This window comes from Massilia sp., from assembly GCF_046293535.1.
Taxonomy (GTDB): domain Bacteria; phylum Pseudomonadota; class Gammaproteobacteria; order Burkholderiales; family Burkholderiaceae_D; genus Telluria.
On the sequence record NZ_JBKBOV010000001.1, the window covers coordinates 52,317 to 69,766 of the forward strand.

General features: G+C 65.4%; 17 protein-coding genes. 10 read left to right on the forward strand and 7 right to left on the reverse strand.

Annotated features, from left to right (window positions below):
* Positions 1-2: 2 nt before the first annotated feature.
* The gene (locus tag ACK4S9_RS00205; protein WP_409720087.1) at positions 3-1,385 is read right to left on the reverse strand and encodes a hypothetical protein; all 1,383 of its coding nucleotides are present in this window, start codon (positions 1,383-1,385) and stop codon (positions 3-5) included.
* A 190-nt stretch (positions 1,386-1,575) separates the two neighbouring features.
* Between ACK4S9_RS00205 and ACK4S9_RS00210 the strand changes: the two genes are divergently transcribed.
* The 4 genes from ACK4S9_RS00210 to yacG all read left to right on the forward strand — a co-directional run bounded on the left by ACK4S9_RS00210 (position 1,576) and on the right by yacG (position 4,129).
* Positions 1,576-2,448, forward strand: a complete 873-nt coding sequence (locus tag ACK4S9_RS00210) for a prepilin peptidase (RefSeq protein ID WP_409720089.1) — start codon at positions 1,576-1,578, stop codon at positions 2,446-2,448.
* Between the two features lies 1 nt (position 2,449).
* On the forward strand, positions 2,450-3,073 hold the full coding sequence (coaE, locus tag ACK4S9_RS00215) for a dephospho-CoA kinase (RefSeq protein ID WP_409720091.1): 624 nt from the start codon (positions 2,450-2,452) through the stop codon (positions 3,071-3,073).
* Positions 3,074-3,172: 99 nt separating this feature from the next.
* The gene (gene zapD / locus ACK4S9_RS00220) at positions 3,173-3,928 is read left to right on the forward strand and encodes a cell division protein ZapD (RefSeq protein WP_409720093.1); all 756 of its coding nucleotides are present in this window, start codon (positions 3,173-3,175) and stop codon (positions 3,926-3,928) included.
* Between the two features lie 18 nt (positions 3,929-3,946).
* Positions 3,947-4,129 (forward strand): DNA gyrase inhibitor YacG, encoded by a 183-nt coding sequence (gene yacG, locus ACK4S9_RS00225; protein ID WP_292042014.1) that lies wholly within the window; start codon positions 3,947-3,949, stop codon positions 4,127-4,129.
* A gap of 189 nt (positions 4,130-4,318) precedes the next feature.
* Here yacG and ACK4S9_RS00230 read toward each other — a convergent pair whose 3' ends face one another.
* The 3 genes from ACK4S9_RS00230 to argJ are packed head-to-tail and all read right to left on the reverse strand — an operon-like array spanning position 4,319 to position 6,873.
* Positions 4,319-4,738, reverse strand: a complete 420-nt coding sequence (locus ACK4S9_RS00230) for an NUDIX domain-containing protein (protein ID WP_409720095.1) — start codon at positions 4,736-4,738, stop codon at positions 4,319-4,321.
* The gene (locus ACK4S9_RS00235) at positions 4,731-5,621 is read right to left on the reverse strand and encodes an ATP-binding protein (protein WP_409720097.1); all 891 of its coding nucleotides are present in this window, start codon (positions 5,619-5,621) and stop codon (positions 4,731-4,733) included. The genes ACK4S9_RS00230 and ACK4S9_RS00235 overlap by 8 nt, the downstream gene beginning before the upstream one ends.
* Positions 5,622-5,634: 13 nt before the next feature.
* Entirely contained in the window at positions 5,635-6,873 is a 1,239-nt protein-coding gene (argJ, locus tag ACK4S9_RS00240; protein WP_409720099.1) for a bifunctional glutamate N-acetyltransferase/amino-acid acetyltransferase ArgJ, read from the reverse strand.
* Positions 6,874-7,218: 345 nt separating this feature from the next.
* On the opposite strand from argJ, the gene ACK4S9_RS00245 reads away from it, so the two are divergent.
* The 3 genes from ACK4S9_RS00245 (at position 7,219) to ACK4S9_RS00255 (ending at position 10,097) form a co-directional block, all read left to right on the forward strand.
* Positions 7,219-7,950 carry a transglycosylase SLT domain-containing protein gene (locus tag ACK4S9_RS00245; protein ID WP_409720101.1) on the forward strand — a complete coding sequence of 244 codons (732 nt, stop codon included), beginning with the start codon at positions 7,219-7,221 and terminating at the stop codon, positions 7,948-7,950.
* Between the two features lie 27 nt (positions 7,951-7,977).
* A complete protein-coding gene (locus tag ACK4S9_RS00250; RefSeq protein ID WP_409720103.1) occupies positions 7,978-8,982 on the forward strand; it encodes a peptidoglycan-binding protein in 1,005 nt (334 codons plus the stop codon).
* 83 nt (positions 8,983-9,065) lie between these two features.
* A complete protein-coding gene (locus tag ACK4S9_RS00255; RefSeq protein ID WP_409720105.1) occupies positions 9,066-10,097 on the forward strand; it encodes a MerR family transcriptional regulator in 1,032 nt (343 codons plus the stop codon).
* Positions 10,098-10,118: 21 nt separating this feature from the next.
* Here ACK4S9_RS00255 and ACK4S9_RS00260 read toward each other — a convergent pair whose 3' ends face one another.
* Positions 10,119-10,604, reverse strand: a complete 486-nt coding sequence (locus ACK4S9_RS00260) for an Lrp/AsnC ligand binding domain-containing protein (protein WP_027866013.1) — start codon at positions 10,602-10,604, stop codon at positions 10,119-10,121.
* Between the two features lie 111 nt (positions 10,605-10,715).
* Between ACK4S9_RS00260 and ACK4S9_RS00265 the strand changes: the two genes are divergently transcribed.
* Together ACK4S9_RS00265 and alr are read left to right on the forward strand one after the other, a co-directional pair.
* A complete protein-coding gene (locus ACK4S9_RS00265) occupies positions 10,716-12,005 on the forward strand; it encodes a D-amino acid dehydrogenase (RefSeq protein WP_409720107.1) in 1,290 nt (429 codons plus the stop codon).
* A 7-nt stretch (positions 12,006-12,012) separates the two neighbouring features.
* Positions 12,013-13,116: an alanine racemase gene (alr, locus tag ACK4S9_RS00270; RefSeq protein WP_409720109.1), complete on the forward strand. Its 1,104-nt coding sequence runs from the start codon at positions 12,013-12,015 to the stop codon at positions 13,114-13,116.
* A gap of 11 nt (positions 13,117-13,127) precedes the next feature.
* Here the strand turns inward: alr and ACK4S9_RS00275 are convergent, their stop codons facing one another.
* Both ACK4S9_RS00275 and secA read right to left on the reverse strand, forming a co-directional pair.
* Positions 13,128-13,517, reverse strand: a complete 390-nt coding sequence (locus ACK4S9_RS00275; RefSeq protein ID WP_409720111.1) for a DUF2750 domain-containing protein — start codon at positions 13,515-13,517, stop codon at positions 13,128-13,130.
* A gap of 243 nt (positions 13,518-13,760) precedes the next feature.
* The gene (secA, locus tag ACK4S9_RS00280) at positions 13,761-16,544 is read right to left on the reverse strand and encodes a preprotein translocase subunit SecA (RefSeq protein WP_409720113.1); all 2,784 of its coding nucleotides are present in this window, start codon (positions 16,542-16,544) and stop codon (positions 13,761-13,763) included.
* 308 nt (positions 16,545-16,852) lie between these two features.
* On the opposite strand from secA, the gene ACK4S9_RS00285 reads away from it, so the two are divergent.
* A complete protein-coding gene (locus ACK4S9_RS00285; RefSeq protein ID WP_409720115.1) occupies positions 16,853-17,320 on the forward strand; it encodes a DciA family protein in 468 nt (155 codons plus the stop codon).
* Positions 17,321-17,450: the final 130 nt, after the last annotated feature.

Genomic DNA, 17,450 nt, shown 5'->3' on the forward strand with positions numbered 1-17,450 from the left:
GCTCAGCGCAGCGCCGCCTGCAACTGCCTTGCCATCCGTCCCACCAGCGCCCGCCACAGGTAGCCGCCCATCCGGAGCGGCCGGTGGCGGTCGGCGCCGCGCCGCGCCATGCGCTGCGGCAGGAAGAAGCGGCCGAAGGTCGACAAGCCGCTGCGCCGCAGCGTCCAGAAGCAGCCGCCGGCATAGACGGTGTCGAAGCCGTCCTCGGCGCGCAGCAACTGCAGGACGGTTCCCGAAAACATCGCCACGTGGGCTGCCTGCTGTTGATCATCCATGCGTGGCTTCAGGCGGAACCCGTGGCGGTAGGACAGCTCGATGGTCTGGCGCAGGTCGGGCAGGTGCACCAGCAAGGGCCGCAGCGGCCCGACTGTTTCCAGCAGGCGCGGCAACACATGCATCCCGGCCGCGATACGTTCGTGGTAGCGCGCAAAGGCCGCCTTCAATTCTCCCAACGAGGCCTGCGGCGGGCGCGGCAGTGGCGGCGGACGCTTGCGCCAGCACTCGGCCCAGTGCTCCAGCGCACGCTCGTGGGCTGCCCCGAGCGTGCCCGGCGTGTCGCGCTGCAGGTCGATGCTGCTGCCCGGCGCCAGAAAGCGGATCACGCCGCGCAGGTTTTCCAGCCGCGACAGCTCGAGCAATTCGGGCGGCGACAGCCTGCCGCCGTTGAGCCAGACGTTGTCGGCCCGCGCAAAGCGTGCGAACGAGGCGATGGGCACCACCAGCCGGGGCCGGAAACGCTCGACCTGCAACGCCAGGCGCTCCACTGCCGCCCTGGCCGCCGCCTCGCGCAGTGCGAACTGTTCCGGATTGCCGCACCAGCCCATGCTGCCGAAACCCGTGAGCAGCAGGTCGATGCGCGACGCGGCCCGCCCGATGTGCGGCGCCGCCGCATGACAGGCGGCTTCGGTGGCCAGCGCCCGGTCGCCCAGGTTGAGGATGGTTCGTCCGCCGCAGCTGAGCAGGCAGGCGGAGTCGCCGTCGCCGTTGGCGAGCGCGGTCAGGCGCAGGTCGCCGGCCAACGCCACGGTGACGCCGTCCGGGCATTCGGCCACGGGCAGGCGCTGGCGCCGCAGTTCCTCGCCGATGCGCATGTCGCGCCCCGGGCGGTAGAGGAAAGTGGCGATGCCGCGGAATTCGGAGCGGAAGCGGCGCAGGAAAGGCAGGGAGAAACGGTCGGGCTGGGCACGCGAGCACCATATGTAGACGGGCACCCCGGCGCTATTCAGGATGTCGAGCAGGGCCGCATGGGAGCTGGCGCCGTCGACCAGGCTCCAGGCGCCATCATGCACCGCGCCCTCCAGCCATGGGTCGGACACCAGCAGGGCAGCGTCGGTGCGGACCATGAAGCAGGCATGGTTCAGGAAAGTAAATGTTGCGCGGGGCATCGCGGGCACCTGGGTTGGCTCTATCAAGGCCCAGCGTAGCCGCGCGCCACGGCGCAGGCATGATCCCTCACAATCGTGCGCCGAGCGGCATGCGGATGCTTCGCCAAATCCCGGGAAAGCTCTACAATAGGTTGATGTAAAGAATCATTTTCTATCTCTTGCTCCAGCTACCTGATCGGACCCTGCCGCCATGCCCATGGAATCCCTGCTGTTCGCCCCGCCGGCCACACTCAGCGCCACCCTCGTGGCAGCCCTGTTCGGGCTGCTCGTCGGCAGTTTCTTGAACGTGGTGATCCACCGGATTCCGAAGATGATGCAGCGCGAATCCGACAACTACGTGGCCCAGGAAAGCGGCAAGGAGCCGCCCCATACCGGCCGCTACAACCTGATGGTGCCGAGATCAAGCTGCCCGCACTGCGGCCACCAGATCACGGCGCTGGAGAATATTCCGGTCGTCAGCTGGCTGGCCCTGCGCGGCAAGTGCCGCAAGTGCAAGGCGCCGATCTCGGCGCGCTATCCGGCGGTCGAGCTGCTGACCGGCATCCTGGCGGGCCTGCTGGTGTGGACCTTCGGCAGCGGCCTGGCGGGCCTGGCGACCCTGCTGTTCCTGTTCCTCCTGGTGGCGATGACCTTCATCGACATCGATACCCAACTGCTGCCGGACGACCTGACCTATCCGCTGCTGTGGGCGGGCCTGCTGGTGAACCTGCACGGCACTTTCGTGCCCCTGCAGGACGCGGTGATCGGCGCCGCCGCCGGCTACCTGGCGCTGTGGTCGGTGTACTGGCTGTTCAAGCTCGTCACCGGCAAGGAAGGCATGGGCTACGGCGACTTCAAGCTCTTGGGCGCGCTCGGCGCCTGGCTCGGCTGGCAGATGCTGCCGACCATCATCCTGCTGTCCTCGGTGGTGGGGGCCATCGTCGGCATCAGCCTGATCGTGTTCGCCAAGCGCGGCCGCGACAAACCGATTCCCTTCGGCCCCTACCTGGCGGCGGCCGGCCTGATCGCCCTGCTCTACGGCAGCGGCATCAGCGCCCAGTTGCAGGCCGTCGTGGCCGGCTGAGATGGATACCCCGCACAACCTGGCTTTCTCCGTCGGACTGACCGGCGGCATCGGCTGCGGCAAGAGCACCGTGGCCGACATGTTCGCCGCGCTCGGCGCCTCGGTCATCGATACCGACGAGATCGCCCATGCCCTCACCGCCCCGCAGGGCGCGGCGATGCCGGCCCTGCTCGCCGAGTTCGGGGCCGGGTTCGCCACCGCCGAGGGAGCGCTCGACCGCGCCAAGATGCGCGCCCTGGTCTTCAGCGACGACACGGCGCGGGCGCGCCTGGAAGCCATCCTGCACCCGCGCATCCGCGCGGCCACCGCGGCGGCGGCCAGCATTGCCACCGGCGACTACGTGATCTTCGTCGTGCCCCTCCTGATCGAATCGGGCACCTGGCGCAAGCGCGTCACCCGCGTGCTGGCGATCGACTGCCCGGAAGAACTGCAGGTGGCGCGCGTGATGGCCAGGAGCGGCCTTACGGAAGCACAGGTACGCGCCATCATGGCCGCCCAGGTCACCCGCGAACAGCGCCGGGCTGCCGCCGACGACATCATCCTCAATGACGACGGACTGGACGCTTTACGCCCGCAGGTCGAGATTTTGCATGCAATGTATTTATCCCATAGCAAAAGAACTTGAGAAACTCTTGAATTAAGTCAATGTGGGATTTGTAATTTTACGCAGCATGGTTCAGAATCACGGGGTTGCTCGCCAGCCTACATTCAGAGGAATGTCATTTTGATCGTCTACGAATATCCTTTCAACGAGCGGATTCGCACGTTGTTGCGGCTGGAAGATTTGTACGAGAAGTTCAAGTTCTTTGTGCAACAAGAGCACCCGATGCAGCACCACGTGGCCCTCGCCACGATCTTCGACATGCTGGAAGTGGCCGGACGCGCCGACCTGAAGTCCGACCTGCTGCAGGAACTCGAGCGTCAAAAGCAGAGCCTGCTGTCCTACCGCAGCAATCCCAACGTCGCCACCGAGGCGCTCGACGCCGTGCTGGCCGAACTGGATGCCGTCAGCGGCGCCCTGGTGGCAAGCCAGGGCAAGACCGGCCAGAACGTGCGCGACAACGAGTGGCTGATGAGCATCCGCGGCCGCACCATCATCCCGGGCGGCGCCTGCGAATTCGACCTGCCCTCGTATTACGCCTGGCAGCACCGCCCCGCGCAGCAGCGCCAATCGGATATCATGGGCTGGTTCGCGCCGCTGGCGCCGCTGTTCGAGGCCCTGGCCCTGGTGCTGCGTTTGCTGCGCGATTCCGGTGGCCCTGCCAAGATGATCGCGCTGGGGGGCAGCTACCAGCAGATGCTGCAGGGGAAGGTGTACCAGATGCTGCGCCTGTCGATCGACGGCTCGCTCGGCGCCATCCCCGAAATCTCGGCCAACAAGTATATGCTGTGGGTACGCTTCACCACCCACGACGGGGACTGCAAGCCGAAGGCGCTGGAAACAGACGTGCCCTTCAACCTGACCCTCTGTAACTTCTGATTCCTGATTGGTGTTGAAATGACTGTTGTAGCCTGCCCGACCTGCGGCAAGAAGGTCGAATGGACCCCGGCGAACAAGTACCGCCCGTTCTGCTCCGAGCGCTGCAAGCAGATCGACCTGGGCGCCTGGGCCGAAGAAAAATACACGATTCCCGGCGCCGCTCCCAACGATCCGCAGGACGACAAGCCGACGGACGACTAGGGCCTGTAATAGCGCGAGCGGCGTTACGTTTCCGCTGTTCTGTCGCTAGCCGCAAGACCGTCATGCGCGCCACTGGCGCCCATGACTCCCGGCGCAGGCCGGGATCCAGTTTCGTCGAGTCGGCACGAACGTCAAATTGGGTTCCGGCCTTCGCCGGAACGACGGACTGGTGGTGCTAAGTTTTCCTCGCTATTCCGGCGTCGCGTAACGCAGCTTGTCCAGCCACTCCAGCAGGGGTATCGTCGCCGGCAGCAAGGGACTGACGCTATACCCGCCCTGCCACGCGAACGCTTGCCCTTCCAGGCTTTGCGGCTCCCCTTCCCACTCGCGGCAGATGTAGAAGTACAGGCGCACGTGCGCATGCTCGTACACGTGCTCGACGCAGCACCAGGCCTCGCCACTGAGCACCTTCACACCCAGTTCCTCGACGAATTCGCGCTGCAGCGCGTGGAAGATGTCCTCGCCCGGCTCGACCTTCCCGCCCGGGAATTCCCAGTAGCCGGCATAAGGCTTGCCGTCCGGGCGCTGGCCGAGCAGCACGTCGCCGTTGGGACGCATCAGGATGCCGACCGCGACGTCGACCGGCTTTGCTTTTACGACTTCATTCATTGGTGTCAAGGTCCGGCAGCCTGCCGGCATAGTCCTTCGCAAATTGCCATGCCACCCGGCCCGAACGCGAGCCGCGCTGCAGGGCCCACTGCAGGGCCTCCAGGCGCGCCGCCTCGATCTGCTGCGGCGTACAGCCGAAGCTGGCCAGCCAGTGGGCGACGATGCCCAGGTAGTCGTCCTGCCTGAACGGATAAAAGGAGAGCCACAGGCCGAAGCGTTCCGACAGCGAGATTCTCTCTTCGACCGTCTCGCCCGGATGCAGGTCGCCGTCGTCACTGTGCGTGTAGCCGGCGTTGTCCGACATTTTTTCCGGCATCAGGTGGCGCCGGTTCGAGGTCGCATAGATCAGCACATTGTCCGATTGCGCCGCGATGCTGCCATCCAGGGCCACCTTGAGCGCCTTGTAGCCGGCCTCGCCCTCCTCGAAAGACAGGTCGTCGCAGAAAATCACGAAGCGCTCCGGCCGGCCCGCCACCAGGTCGACGATGTCGGGCAGGTCGGCCAGGTCGGCCTTGTCCACCTCGATCAGGCGCAGGCCCTGGCCGGCGTAGCCGTTCAGGCAGGCCTTGATCAGGGACGACTTGCCGGTGCCGCGCGCGCCGGTCAGCAGCACGTTGTTGGCCGGGCGGCGCAGCACGAACTGGCGCGTGTTCTGCTCGATCGCCCGCTTTTGCAGCTCGACGTGCTGCAGGTCTTCGAGCCGGATAGTGGAGGCATGCAGCACCGGGGCCAGGTACTTGCCGCCCCCATTGGCCCGCTTGCGCCAGCGGAAGGCGAAGCTGCGCTTCCAGTCCGGCTCGCGCGGCAGCGCAGGCGGCAGCACCGCTTCGACCCGCGCCAGCAGGGCTTCGGCGCGGTGCAGGAACTGTTCCAGAGGCGTCACTCAGTCACTCTCCTCAGGAACGGTAGTCGGCGTTGATCGACACGTAGTCGTGCGACAGGTCGCAGGTCCAGACGGTGGCGGTGGCGTCGCCGCGGCCGAGCGTCACGCGCACGGTGATCTCGGCCTGCTTCATGACGCGCTGGCCGTCTTCTTCCTTGTAGTCCGGATTGCGCCCGCCGGCCTTGGCCACCCACACGTCGTCCAGATAGAGGTCGAGCCTGGTGGTGTCGAGGTCGTCCACGCCGGCGTAGCCGATCGCGGCCAGGATGCGGCCCAGGTTCGGGTCCGAGGCGAAGAAGGCGGTCTTGACCAGCGGCGAGTGCGCGATCGCATAGGCGATTTTCCGGCACTCTTCCACGTTGTTGCCCTGCTCCACCGTGATGGTCATGAACTTGGTCGCGCCTTCGCCGTCGCGGATGATCTGCTGCGCCAGGTTGCGCGAGATGTCGGTGACGGCTTCCTTCAGCGCTTCGTACTCGTCTCCGCTGGCCGCGTCGATGTGCAGGCTGCCCGCGCCGGTGGCCACGACGATGAAGGAATCGTTGGTCGAGGTGTCGCCGTCGATCGTGATGCTGTTGAACGAGTGGTCGGCGGCGTGCTTGACCAGTTCGTCCAGCACCGGCTGCGCCACGCGCGCATCGATCGCCAGGTAGCCCAGCATGGTCGCCATGTTCGGCTTGATCATGCCGGCACCCTTGCTGATGCCGGTCATGGTAACAAGATGGCCGCCGATGGTGACGGTACGCGAGGCGGCCTTCGGCTGGGTGTCGGTGGTCATGATCGCCTCGGCGGCGTTGAACCAGTTGTCCGCCTTCAGGTTCGACACCGCGGCCGGCAGGCCCGCGACGATTCTATCGATCGGCAGCTGCTCGAGGATCACGCCGGTGGAGAACGGCAGTACCTGCTGCGCGTCCAGGCCGAGCAGCTTGGCCACCTCGGCGCAGGTGGCCTGCGCGTTGGCCAGGCCCTGCTCGCCGGTGGCGGCGTTGGCGTTGCCGGTGTTGACCACCAGCGCGCGGATCGGCTTGCCGCCATTGGCGACGGCTGCCAGGTTGGCCTTGCTCACCTGGACCGGCGCGGCGCAGAAGCGGTTGGTGGTGAAGACGCCGGACACGGTGGCGCCCTCGGCCAGCTTCATGACCAGCAGGTCCTTGCGGTTGGGCTTCTTGATGCCGGCTTCGGCGTAGCCGATTTCGATGCCGTTGACGGGTTTCAGGTCGGCTGCGACTGGCAGGGGGGAATTGACGGCCATGGCGATCTCATGAAAGAAAATATGGGTAATCCGATATTGTACTGCCAGCGGCGGGTCGGGCGAGCAGGCCTGTCCAGCCGCGGTTTCGCGCCCGCCTTCATGCTGGACGCATGAACCGATAAGCCTCGCTCACACCCCCTTAATCTGCGTGTATGGTCCGACTTTTAGTGGCGCATTGAGCACGATTCATTTCTGCAGAAATATTGTTCTAAATCAAACGCTTACCGTTTCCCGATCCGGAGTATGCATATACTCGACAGGCCCGGAAACGGCATGTCGACTCGCCCTCCCGCGCACCCTTCCGGCCGATGCCGGAGCCCATTCAAAACGATACTGGAGACAACAATGAAGCAAAGCGTCAAAGCGCGGCTCTTGGTCACGCTATGTGCAGCACTGCTGGGCGCGGCGGCATCGCCGCTCGCGTTCGCCGACGGCAAGCCGGTCGAGCTGACCGTGTCCGCGAAACAGTACAAGCAGTACTTCCGGGAGGCCTCGAACGAGTTCAACGTGCCGGTCGAGCTGCTGCAATCGATCGCCTATGCCGAAACGCGCTGGCATCCGCATGTCCCCAAGGGCAAGCTCAAGAAGAACGGCGAGCCCGAGGTCGAGGTGGAGTCGCACGAGGGCATGCCGATCAGCTACGGCATCATGGGCCTGCGCGACGACAATCACTTCGGCCATTCGCTGGTTGACGGCGCCGCGCTGATCCGCGTCACGCCGGAGCAGGCGGCCTCGGATACCCGCACCAACATCCGCGCCGCCGCCGCCCTGCTAGCCCACTACGGCGCCCGCAAGAACAAGGGCTTCCCGCTCGCGGACTGGGAAAGCGCGGTGGCACGCTACAGCGGCATCCCGCAGCCCGAGATCGCGAAAATCTACAGCTACGAAGTCTTGACCGCGATCCGCCAGGGCCGGCGCAGCAACATGTTCGAGATCGACCAGAAGCACGTCGAGATGGAGAAAGCCTACGGCAAGGAGCGGCTGCGCAAGCTGTCGGCACGCCGCATCACCGTGGAAACCGGCACGCCCGATCCGAAGATTTCGGCGCCGGATTTCGTCGACACCCCGAACAAATAATAACGCAGCAGAATACGGAGACAATCTATGAAAACCACAATGCGGTCCCTGCTCGCGGGCCTGTGTTTCGTCGCGTCGGCCCTGCCGGCGCTGGCCTCGACCGACTACCCGCCGGCCATCTGGAATCCGGCCGCCAGCTGCAATTATTCGAGCCGCAGCACCGCGGTCAGCCACGTGACCGTGCACACCACCCAAGGCTCCTATGCCGGTTCGATCTCCTGGTTCCAGAACTGCAGCGCCGGCGTCAGCGCCCACTACGTGATCCGCTCCTCGGACGGCCAGGTGACCCAGATGGTGCGCGAGGCCGACAAGGCCTGGCACGTCGGGAACTCGAACGGCTACACCATCGGCATCGAGCACGAGGGCTACGTCGCCAACCCGTCCGCCTGGTACACCACCGCCATGTACAACGCCTCGGCGGCGCTGACCAAGGACATCCTGGCCTCGCGCGGCCTGGCGCAGAAGGTGTACGACGGCAGCAGCGGCTGGAGCGCCGTGCCCGCGGACTCGCTGTACAACGTCAAGGGCCACGTCAACTACGCCAGCCAGAGCCATACCGACCCGGGCTCGGGCTGGGACTGGCCGCGCTACAAATCGCTGGTTGCGGGCAGCACGTCGGGCGGCGGCGCCACCACCACCTGGCCGCTGGTCCAGTACGGGAACACGGGCGAACGCGTGCGCACCATCCAGTACCTGCTGCAGCAATGGGGCTACACGCTCAGCGTGAACGGCAGCTTCGACACCAGCACCCAGAACGCGGTGAAGAACTTCCAGTCCTCGCACGGCCTGGGCGCGGACGGCGTGGTCGGCAACGCCACCTGGCCGGCGCTGACCATCCTGACCCAGCAGGGCGACTCGGGCGCCAAGGTGCGCGCGGTGCAGAGCCAGCTCAACGAGAGCGGCGCCGGCATCGCGGTGGACGGCGCCTTCGGCCCGGCCACGGCGGCCGCGGTGAAGAACTTCCAGACCTCGAAAGGCTTGAGCGCCGACGGCGTGGTTGGCGACAACACCTGGAACAAGATGGTCTGGTGAGCGGGGGTGTGCGAAGATGCTTGACCCTCACGCAAGGTGAGGGTCCAGAGTAGCGCTACGCATGAAGACGGGAGAGAAGCTCGATGTTGAAAGTGGGAGAACTCGCGGCGCGCACCGGCCTGACGGTCCGTACGCTCCACCATTACGACAGCATCGGGCTGCTCTCGCCTTCGGCGCGCACTGACGCCGGCTACCGCCTCTACGACCGCGACGACGTGGCGCGCCTGCAGCAGATCCAGGCCCTGCGCGCGTTTGGCATGGCACTGGGCGACGTCAAGGCTTACCTGGACAGTCCCGCCGCCTCGCCGCTGGCCATCGTCGAACGCCAGCTCTCCAGCCTCGACCGGCAGATCGCGCAAGCGCAGCACATGCACGAACAGCTGCTGCGCCTGCGCTCGCGCCTGGCCGCCGGCGAGGAGACGGACCTGTCCATCTGGCTAACTACTCTGGAGCAGATGAACATGTACGAACAATACTTTTCGAAGGAAGAACTGGCGCGGCTGCCGCTGTACCAGAACCCCGAGGCGCAGGCTGAATGGCGGGAACTGGTGCAGCGCGCGCAGTCGCTGATCGACCGTGGCGTTACGCCGCATGAACGCGAGGCCAGGGCCTTTGCCGAGCGCTGGCTGGGCTGCGTAGCACGTGACAGCGGCGGCGATCCCGCCTTCATCCTGCGGCTGACGGCGATGACCGGGCAGGATGCGGCGATACAGAAGCAGCTCGGCCTGACGCCCGCCTTGCTGGCCTATATGCGCAACGCGATCAACGAGCTGCGCTTCGGCATCTATGCGCGTTACCTGCCTGCGCAGACGGTAGAGCGCATGCGCCGCCACGAGGCTTCCCACTCGGACGAGTGGATCGACCTGGCCATGCAGATCCGCGCACGGATGCAGTACGACCCGGAGGCACGGTCAGATGAAGCGCTGGCGCTGGCTCGGCGCTGGTTCGGCATGTTCACCGACATGGTGGGCGACGATCCCGAGGTGGTGTCGCAATTCCGCCGCGCTGCCAGTCTTGAACCGATGCTGCATCTTGGCACCGGGATCGGCGACGATCTGATCGGCTTTTTGCGCCTAGCCATGCAGAACATGCAAGTGCAGGCCGCCAGGGCGTAGCGACGAGGATGCTGGCGCCGTTCAGCGCGGAATCGACAGCGCCAGCGTTTCTTTCAATTCTTCCATCACCACATAGCTCTTCGACTGGCCGGCGTCGGCCACGTGCAGGATTTCGCCCAGCAGGCGGCGGTATTCCGACATTTCCGGAATGCGGGCCTTGATCAGGTAGTCGAAGTCACCAGATACGAGGTGGCACTCCATCACCTCGGGAATGCCGAGCATGGCGCGGCGGAAGCGGTCAAATGCTTTCTCCGATTTCTGGTGCAGGGTGATCTCGACGAACACGAGGATCTGCAGGCCCATGGCCTGCGGATTGACGCGCGCGTGATAGCCCGCGATCACGCCGTCGCGCTCCATGCGTTTGACCCGTTCGATGCAGGGCGTCAGCGACAGCCCGACCTGCTCGGCCAGGTCTTTCATGACGATGCGCGCGTCGTCCTGGAGAATCGACAGGATGTGCAGGTCGATCTTGTCGAGGACGCGGTGGGAGTTCTTCTGGACGCGCATGAAGTTTCACTGAAAACGTGTGTAATAACAGGAACCATTATTTCATCACCACCTGTATCATGGCAATCTTTTCTAAATCCGGCTTCTTTTACTTCAGGAACTAGGCACATCATGCGCGTTCTCGTACTGGGCAGCGGCGTGGTCGGCGTGACCACCGCTTACTATCTGGCCAAGGCTGGCCACGACGTCACCGTCATCGACCGTCAACCCGGCCCCGCCCTGGAGACGAGTTTCGCCAACGCCGGCCAGATCTCGCCGGGCTATGCCTCGCCGTGGGCGGCGCCGGGCATTCCGCTGAAGGCCGCGAAATGGCTGTTCCAGAAGCACGCGCCGCTGGCGATCCGCCCGGACGGCTCGCTGTTCCAGTTGCAGTGGATGTGGCAGATGTACCGCAACTGCACCGCCGACCGCTATGCCGTCAACAAGGAACGCATGGTGCGCCTGGCCGAGTACAGCCGCGATTGCATCCGCGAACTGCGCGCCGAGACCGGCATCGAGTACGAAGGCCGCAGCCTGGGCACGATCCAGCTGTTCCGCACCCAGCAACAGCTGGACAGCGCCGGCAAGGACATCGAGGTGCTGAAGGACGCCGGCGTCGACTACGAGCTGCTGCTCGGCCGCGATCTCGGCAAGGCCGAGCCCGCCCTGGGCAGTCACGGCACCCTGGTGGGCGGCCTGCGCCTGCCGAACGACGAGACCGGCGACTGCCAGCTGTTCACCACCCGCCTGACCGCGATGGCGCGCGACCTGGGCGTGCGTTTCGAGTTCGATACCAGCATCCGGGCCCTCGACGTCGCCGGCGACCAGATCACGGGCGTGCGCACCGATAAAGGCCTGCTCACGGCCGAGCGCTACGTGCTGGCGCTGGGCAGCTACTCGCGCCTGCTGCTCAAGAACCAGTTCACGCTGCCGGTCTACCCGCTCAAGGGCTACTCGATCACGGTGCCGATCACGGACGCGAGCCGTGCCCCGGTGTCGACCATCCTGGACGAAACCTACAAGATCGCCGTCACCCGTTTCGAAGACCGCATCCGCGTCGGCGGCATGGCCGAGATCGCGGGCTACAGCAAGGTCCTGAACCCGGCCCGCCGCGAAACCCTCGAGATGGTCGTCAACGACTTGTTCCCGGGCGCTGGCGACACCCGCCAGGCCAGTTTCTGGACCGGCCTGCGCCCGATGACGCCGGACAGCACCCCGGTGGTCGGCGCCACCCCACTGCGCAACCTGTTCACCAACACCGGCCACGGCACCCTGGGCTGGACCATGGCCTGCGGCTCGGCCAGCGTCATCGCCGACCTGGTGAGCGGCAAGCAGCCGGCCATCCGCGCCGACGACCTCGCGGTGTTCCGCTACGCCGGCACCCCGCAACGCGGCGCTGCACCCGAACTGATCAAGGCGTAATCCGGTCATGGTGGATTCTGTGGATGCGTCCCGTGCCGGGGCGCTGCTGACGGTCGACCTGGGCGCGATCCGCGACAATTACCGGCTGCTGGCCGGCAAGACCAAGGGGGCCTGCGCGGCCGTCATGAAGGCCGACGCCTACGGGCTCGGCATGGAACAGGTGGCGCCCGCGCTGGCGCTGGAAGGCTGCAAAACCTTCTTCACCGCCCACCTCGAAGAAGGCATCCGCCTGCGCCAGCTGGTGCCCGAGGACTGCGCGATCTACGTGCTGCACGGCCCGCCGCCGGGCACGGCGAAGGACTGCTTCCAGTACGACCTGCGCCCGGTGCTCAACGATCCGGGGCAAATCCAGGAATGGCGCGCGCTTGCCCGCAGCCTGGACCGCGAACTGCCGGCCGCGATCCAGCTCGACACCGGCATGTCGCGCATGGGCCTGGCGCCGGAAGACCTGCTGGCGCTATCCAAAGACCGCGACTGGCTCGCGGGCGTGCGCCCTGTCCTCGTGATGAGCCACCTGGCCTGCGCGGACGAGCCCCTGCACCCGATGAACGAGGCGCAGCGCCGCCGCTTCGAGGAGCTGCGCCAGCTGTTCCCGGGCGTGCCGGCCAGCCTGGCCAATTCGTCGGGCGTGTTCCTGGGTGCTTCCTACCACTACGACCTGCTGCGGCCGGGCGCGGCGCTGTACGGCATCAATCCGCAGCCGGGCACGCCGAATCCGCTCAGGCAGGCGGTGTCGCTCCATGCGCGCGTGGTGCAGGTGCGCAGCGTGTGCGAGGGCGCCGTGGTCGGCTACGGCGCGCATCACGTGTGCGCGGCCGAACACCGCATCGCGACCGTCGCCGTGGGCTATGCCGACGGCTGGTTCCGTTCGCTGTCCGGACGCGGCTTCGCCTTCGTGGACGGCGTCCGGGTGCCGATCGTGGGACGGGTGTCGATGGACAGCATGGGGCTGGACGTGACGGGACTCGCGCCCGGGCGCGTGGCGCCGGGTGCGGAAGTTGAGCTGATGGGCGCACACCAGCCGGTGGACGAGGTGGCGGCGCTGGCGGGAACGATCGGGTATGAGGTGCTGACGCGCCTGGGCAGCCGCTTCCATCGGCGTTACGTCTGAACGCCGTTCGCTCAAGCGTATTTGTCCAGTTCGTCGGCGAGGTGGCGCTGCAGTTCTTCCGGCCGCATCCACACTCCCCTCACCGACGGGGTCGGGAAGACCTCGACCGACACCCCGCGTTGCGCCATATCGGGCAGCCAAGCTTCCATGAACGCATGCACGTCGATCTCGGCCGGCAGGCATCCGGCCCACACTCCCGTCGCGCAAGCGCTTGCGTAGTCCGGATGCGGCCATACCGGGAAACCGGGTGCGCCGGCGTCGCCTGCCGCTGCTACCCAGCCGTCGGCATCGCGTAGACTCCAAAGACGTTCACCGTCCGCGGCGCGGCCGATGAAGTGCTTGAAGCGCGCAGTGTCTGGTGAAGACAGCAGTGCGGTGAACTGTGATTGAGTAAGTTTCAATGCTTGAGTCCTTGGCGTCTCGTCTGGTGCAGCTTGGTTTGGCTCAGGCCGGACGGGCGCTTGCTGAGTGACCGCAATCGGCCGAAAGCAGCCATCGAGCTCAGCATAGCAGGTCGCCAAGAATACATCACAGTCTGTCGAGAAAGCTCACATACATCCCATCAACAGCGTGGACATCACGTTCAAACGAAAAACGGCCGGGTTTTCACCCGGCCGCCTTACTTGTCACACGATACTTGCAGCTTACGCCAGCTTGCCGTGGCACTGCTTGAACTTCTTCCCGCTGCCGCACGGGCACGGATCGTTGCGGCCGACCTTCATGCCCAGGTAGGTGTTGTGGTCTTCCGCCGCCACCGCCGCCGAGTCGGAACGTACCGGATTCGGGTTGAGCAGCTCTTCCGGCGCTGCCGACGGGTTGAAGTCGGCGTGCTGGAAGTTGATGTTTTCCAGCTGCGCGACCTGCGCCGCCATCGCCGCTTCGGCCGCTTCGACTTCCTCGCGGGTCTGGATGCGGACGGTCATGACGGTGCGGATCACCTCGTTCTTGATACGGTCCAGCATGTCGCTGAACAGCTCGAAGGCTTCGCGCTTGTATTCCTGCTTCGGGTTCTTCTGCGCGTAGCCGCGCAGGTGGATGCCCTGGCGCAGGTGGTCCAGCGCCGCGAGGTGTTCGCGCCAGTGGGTGTCCAGGCTCTGCAGCATGACGTTGCGCTCGAAGCCGCCGAAGGACTCCCTGCCCACCACCGCCACCTTGGCGTCGTAGGACTCGGCGGCATCCTTGAGCACGCGCTCGAGGATGTCGTCGTCGTTCAGGTTCGGATCCTCGGCCAGCATCTTCTGCAGCGGCACGTTCAAGCCCCACTCGGCGGCCAGGACCGACTCCAGCGACGGGATGTCCCACTGCTCTTCCACCGACTCGGCCGGCACGTACTGGCGCACCAGTTCGGTGAACACGCCCACGCGCAGCGAGGCGATCAGCTCGGCCATGTCCACGGACTCCAGCAGCTCGTTACGCTGGGTGTAGATCACCTTGCGCTGGTCGTTGGCGACGTCGTCGTATTCCAGCAGTTGTTTACGGATGTCGAAGTTGCGGGCCTCGACCTTGCGCTGGGCGGTCTCGATCGAACGGGTCACGATGCCCGCCTCGATCGGCTCGCCTTCCGGCATCTTCAGGCGTTCCATGATCGCGCGCACGCGGTCGCCCGCGAAGATGCGCAGCAGCGGATCGTCCAGGCACAGGTAGAAGCGCGAGGAGCCCGGGTCGCCCTGGCGGCCCGAACGGCCGCGCAGCTGGTTGTCGACCCGGCGCGATTCATGGCGTTCGGTACCGATGATGTGCAGGCCGCCGGCGCCCACCACGTGGTCGTGCAGCGACTGCCATTCGTCGCGCAGCACCTTGGCCTGTGCCTCTTTGTCGGCGTCCGACAGCGCGTCGTTGGCTTCGATGAGCTGGATCTGCTTCTCGACGTTGCCGCCCAGGACGATGTCGGTGCCGCGGCCCGCCATGTTGGTGGCGATGGTGATCATCTTCGGACGCCCCGCCTGCGCGATGATTTCCGCTTCGCGTGCGTGCTGCTTGGCGTTGAGCACGTTGTGCGGCAGGTTCGCCTTGGTCAGGATGCCGGCCAGCAGTTCCGAGTTCTCGATCGAGGTGGTACCCACGAGCACCGGCTGGCCGCGCTCGTAGCAGTCGCGGATGTCGTTCAACATCGCGTTGTACTTCTCTTCGGCCGACTTGTACACCTGGTCCTGGCGGTCCTTGCGCTGCGACGGCTTGTTCGGCGGGACGACCACGGTCTCGAGGCCGTAGATTTCCTGGAATTCGTAGGCTTCGGTGTCCGCCGTGCCGGTCATGCCGGCCAGCTTGCCGTACATGCGGAAGTAGTTCTGGAAGGTGATCGAGGCCAGGGTCTGGTTCTCGTTCTGGATGCGCACGCCTTCCTTGGCTTCCACGGCCTGGTGCAGGCCGTCGGACCAGCGGCGGCCCGTCATCAGGCGGCCGGTGAATTCGTCGACGATCACCACCTCGTTGTTCTGCACCACGTAGTGCTGGTCCTTGTGGTACAGGACGTGGGCGCGCAGCGCCGCGTACAGGTGGTGGATCAGGGTGATGTTGGCGGCGTCGTACAGCGAAGCGCCTTCCGGCAGCAGGCCCCATTCGGTCAGGATGCTTTCCGCCTTTTCGTGGCCGGCTTCGGTCAGCAGCACGGTGTGCGCTTTCTCGTCCTTGAGGTAGTCGCCCGGGACTTCGATCTTGCCCTTGCCGTCCGAGGTTTCCTCGCCGATCTGCTGGGTCAGCAGCGGCGGCAGCGCGTTCAGGCGGTGGTACAGGTCGGTGTGGTTCTCGGCCTGGCCGGAAATGATCAGCGGGGTACGGGCTTCGTCGATCAGGATCGAGTCGACCTCGTCGACCACGGAGAAGTTCAGGCTGCGCTGCACGCGTTCACGCACGTCGTAGACCATGTTGTCGCGCAGGTAGTCGAAGCCGAACTCGTTGTTGGTGCCGTAGGTGATGTCCGAGGCGTAGGCCTTCTGCTTGCTGTCGTGGTCGAGCTGCGACAGGTTCACGCCGGTGCTCAAGCCGAGCCAGCCGTACAGGCGGCCCATCGACTCGGCGTCGCGCTGGGCCAGGTAATCGTTGACGGTGATGACGTGCACGCCCTTGCCCGACAGGGCGTTCAGGTAGACCGGCAGGGTCGCCATCAGGGTCTTGCCCTCGCCGGTGCCCATTTCGGCGATCTTGCCCTGGTGCAGGACCATGCCGCCGATCAGCTGGACGTCGAAGTGGCGCATCTTCATGACACGCTTGGCGGCTTCGCGGCAGACCGCGAACGCTTCAGGCAGGATGTCGTCGAGCGTCTCGCCCTTGGCCAGGCGGTCCTTGAATTCGGGCGTCTTGGCTTGCAGTTCGGCGTCAGACAGCTTTTCCATCTGGGGCTCGAGCGCGTTGATCTGACGCACGGTCTTTTGGTATTGCTTGAGCAGACGCTGGTTACGGCTGCCGAAAATCTGGGTCAGGAATGACATTGCTGTGTTCTAGAAAATTACGCCGCAAAAAGAGCCAGGGGTGGGTTATCAATACGCCCCACCGAAGACCGCCTATGGCAAAAAGCTACTGATTTTATCATGCGATCCGGCCACACTTGGGGTCATTGGGCAGGATAACAAGGCTGCCGAACAGTAGAATGTTATCAAATTGCACTGCTTGTGCACCTGGCGCCACGCATTCGCCACCCCTCCACCCGCGCACGGCCGGCGAATATGGTATGTTGCGGGCATAGCGAAACCGCTCCTGCTTTCCCTTTTCTTTCCCTTATTTACCGGCCCTTTTACCAGTGCATATCTACGGTACCAAGAACCGGCAGACCTCGATCGTCGCGACCGACTTCCTGCGCAAGAACGACCGCATGGCCAGCCTCCTGCCCGCGGCGATGCGCATGGCGCGCCTGCAGGCCGACTGCGCCGCCATCCTGCCCGTCATGGCCGGCAACACCGACGTGATCTCGTTCCAGGACGGGGTGCTGGTGCTGGCCGTGCCGAGTTCGGCGGTCGCGGCCAGGATGAAGCAGATGCTGCCCAAGCTGCAATCCGCGCTGGCGCAGCGCGGCTGGGCGGTGGAATCGGTCAGGCTGAAGGTGCAGGTCGGGCGCGCCATGCCGGACGACAAGCCGCAGATGCGCACGCTCGAACTGCCGAAGACGGCGGTGCAGGCCTTCGAAGAGCTGGCCGAATCGCTCGAGGACAGCAACCAGAACAAGGACCTGGTGGCGGCCCTGCGCAGGCTCGCGGAGAAGCGGAAGTAGTTCGCTGCCAACTTGGGTACCGGCCTTCGCCGGTACGACGGTCTTGAAGGTAAGGAAACTTCGTTGAGCCCTGCGCAATGAGCACGTCGTTCCGGCGAAGGCCGGAACCCAGTTTCTGCCTGCACGCCAC

Excerpts from the sequence above, each read along its gene's own strand:
- secA (WP_409720113.1), bottom strand. The coding sequence starts at position 16,544 with ATGTCATTCCTGACCCAGATTTTCGGCAGCCGTAACCAGCGTCTGCTC.
- argJ (WP_409720099.1), bottom strand. The coding sequence starts at position 6,873 with ATGGCCGTCAATTCCCCCCTGCCAGTCGCAGCCGACCTGAAACCCGTC.
- ACK4S9_RS00250 (WP_409720103.1), top strand. The coding sequence starts at position 7,978 with ATGAAAACCACAATGCGGTCCCTGCTCGCGGGCCTGTGTTTCGTCGCG.
- ACK4S9_RS00230 (WP_409720095.1), bottom strand. The coding sequence starts at position 4,738 with ATGAATGAAGTCGTAAAAGCAAAGCCGGTCGACGTCGCGGTCGGCATC.
- ACK4S9_RS00210 (WP_409720089.1), top strand. The coding sequence starts at position 1,576 with ATGCCCATGGAATCCCTGCTGTTCGCCCCGCCGGCCACACTCAGCGCC.
- yacG (WP_292042014.1), top strand. The coding sequence starts at position 3,947 with ATGACTGTTGTAGCCTGCCCGACCTGCGGCAAGAAGGTCGAATGGACC.
- alr (WP_409720109.1), top strand. The coding sequence starts at position 12,013 with ATGGTGGATTCTGTGGATGCGTCCCGTGCCGGGGCGCTGCTGACGGTC.
- ACK4S9_RS00255 (WP_409720105.1), top strand. The coding sequence starts at position 9,066 with ATGTTGAAAGTGGGAGAACTCGCGGCGCGCACCGGCCTGACGGTCCGT.
- ACK4S9_RS00205 (WP_409720087.1), bottom strand. The coding sequence starts at position 1,385 with ATGCCCCGCGCAACATTTACTTTCCTGAACCATGCCTGCTTCATGGTC.
- ACK4S9_RS00265 (WP_409720107.1), top strand. The coding sequence starts at position 10,716 with ATGCGCGTTCTCGTACTGGGCAGCGGCGTGGTCGGCGTGACCACCGCT.
- coaE (WP_409720091.1), top strand. The coding sequence starts at position 2,450 with ATGGATACCCCGCACAACCTGGCTTTCTCCGTCGGACTGACCGGCGGC.
- ACK4S9_RS00245 (WP_409720101.1), top strand. The coding sequence starts at position 7,219 with ATGAAGCAAAGCGTCAAAGCGCGGCTCTTGGTCACGCTATGTGCAGCA.
- ACK4S9_RS00260 (WP_027866013.1), bottom strand. The coding sequence starts at position 10,604 with ATGCGCGTCCAGAAGAACTCCCACCGCGTCCTCGACAAGATCGACCTG.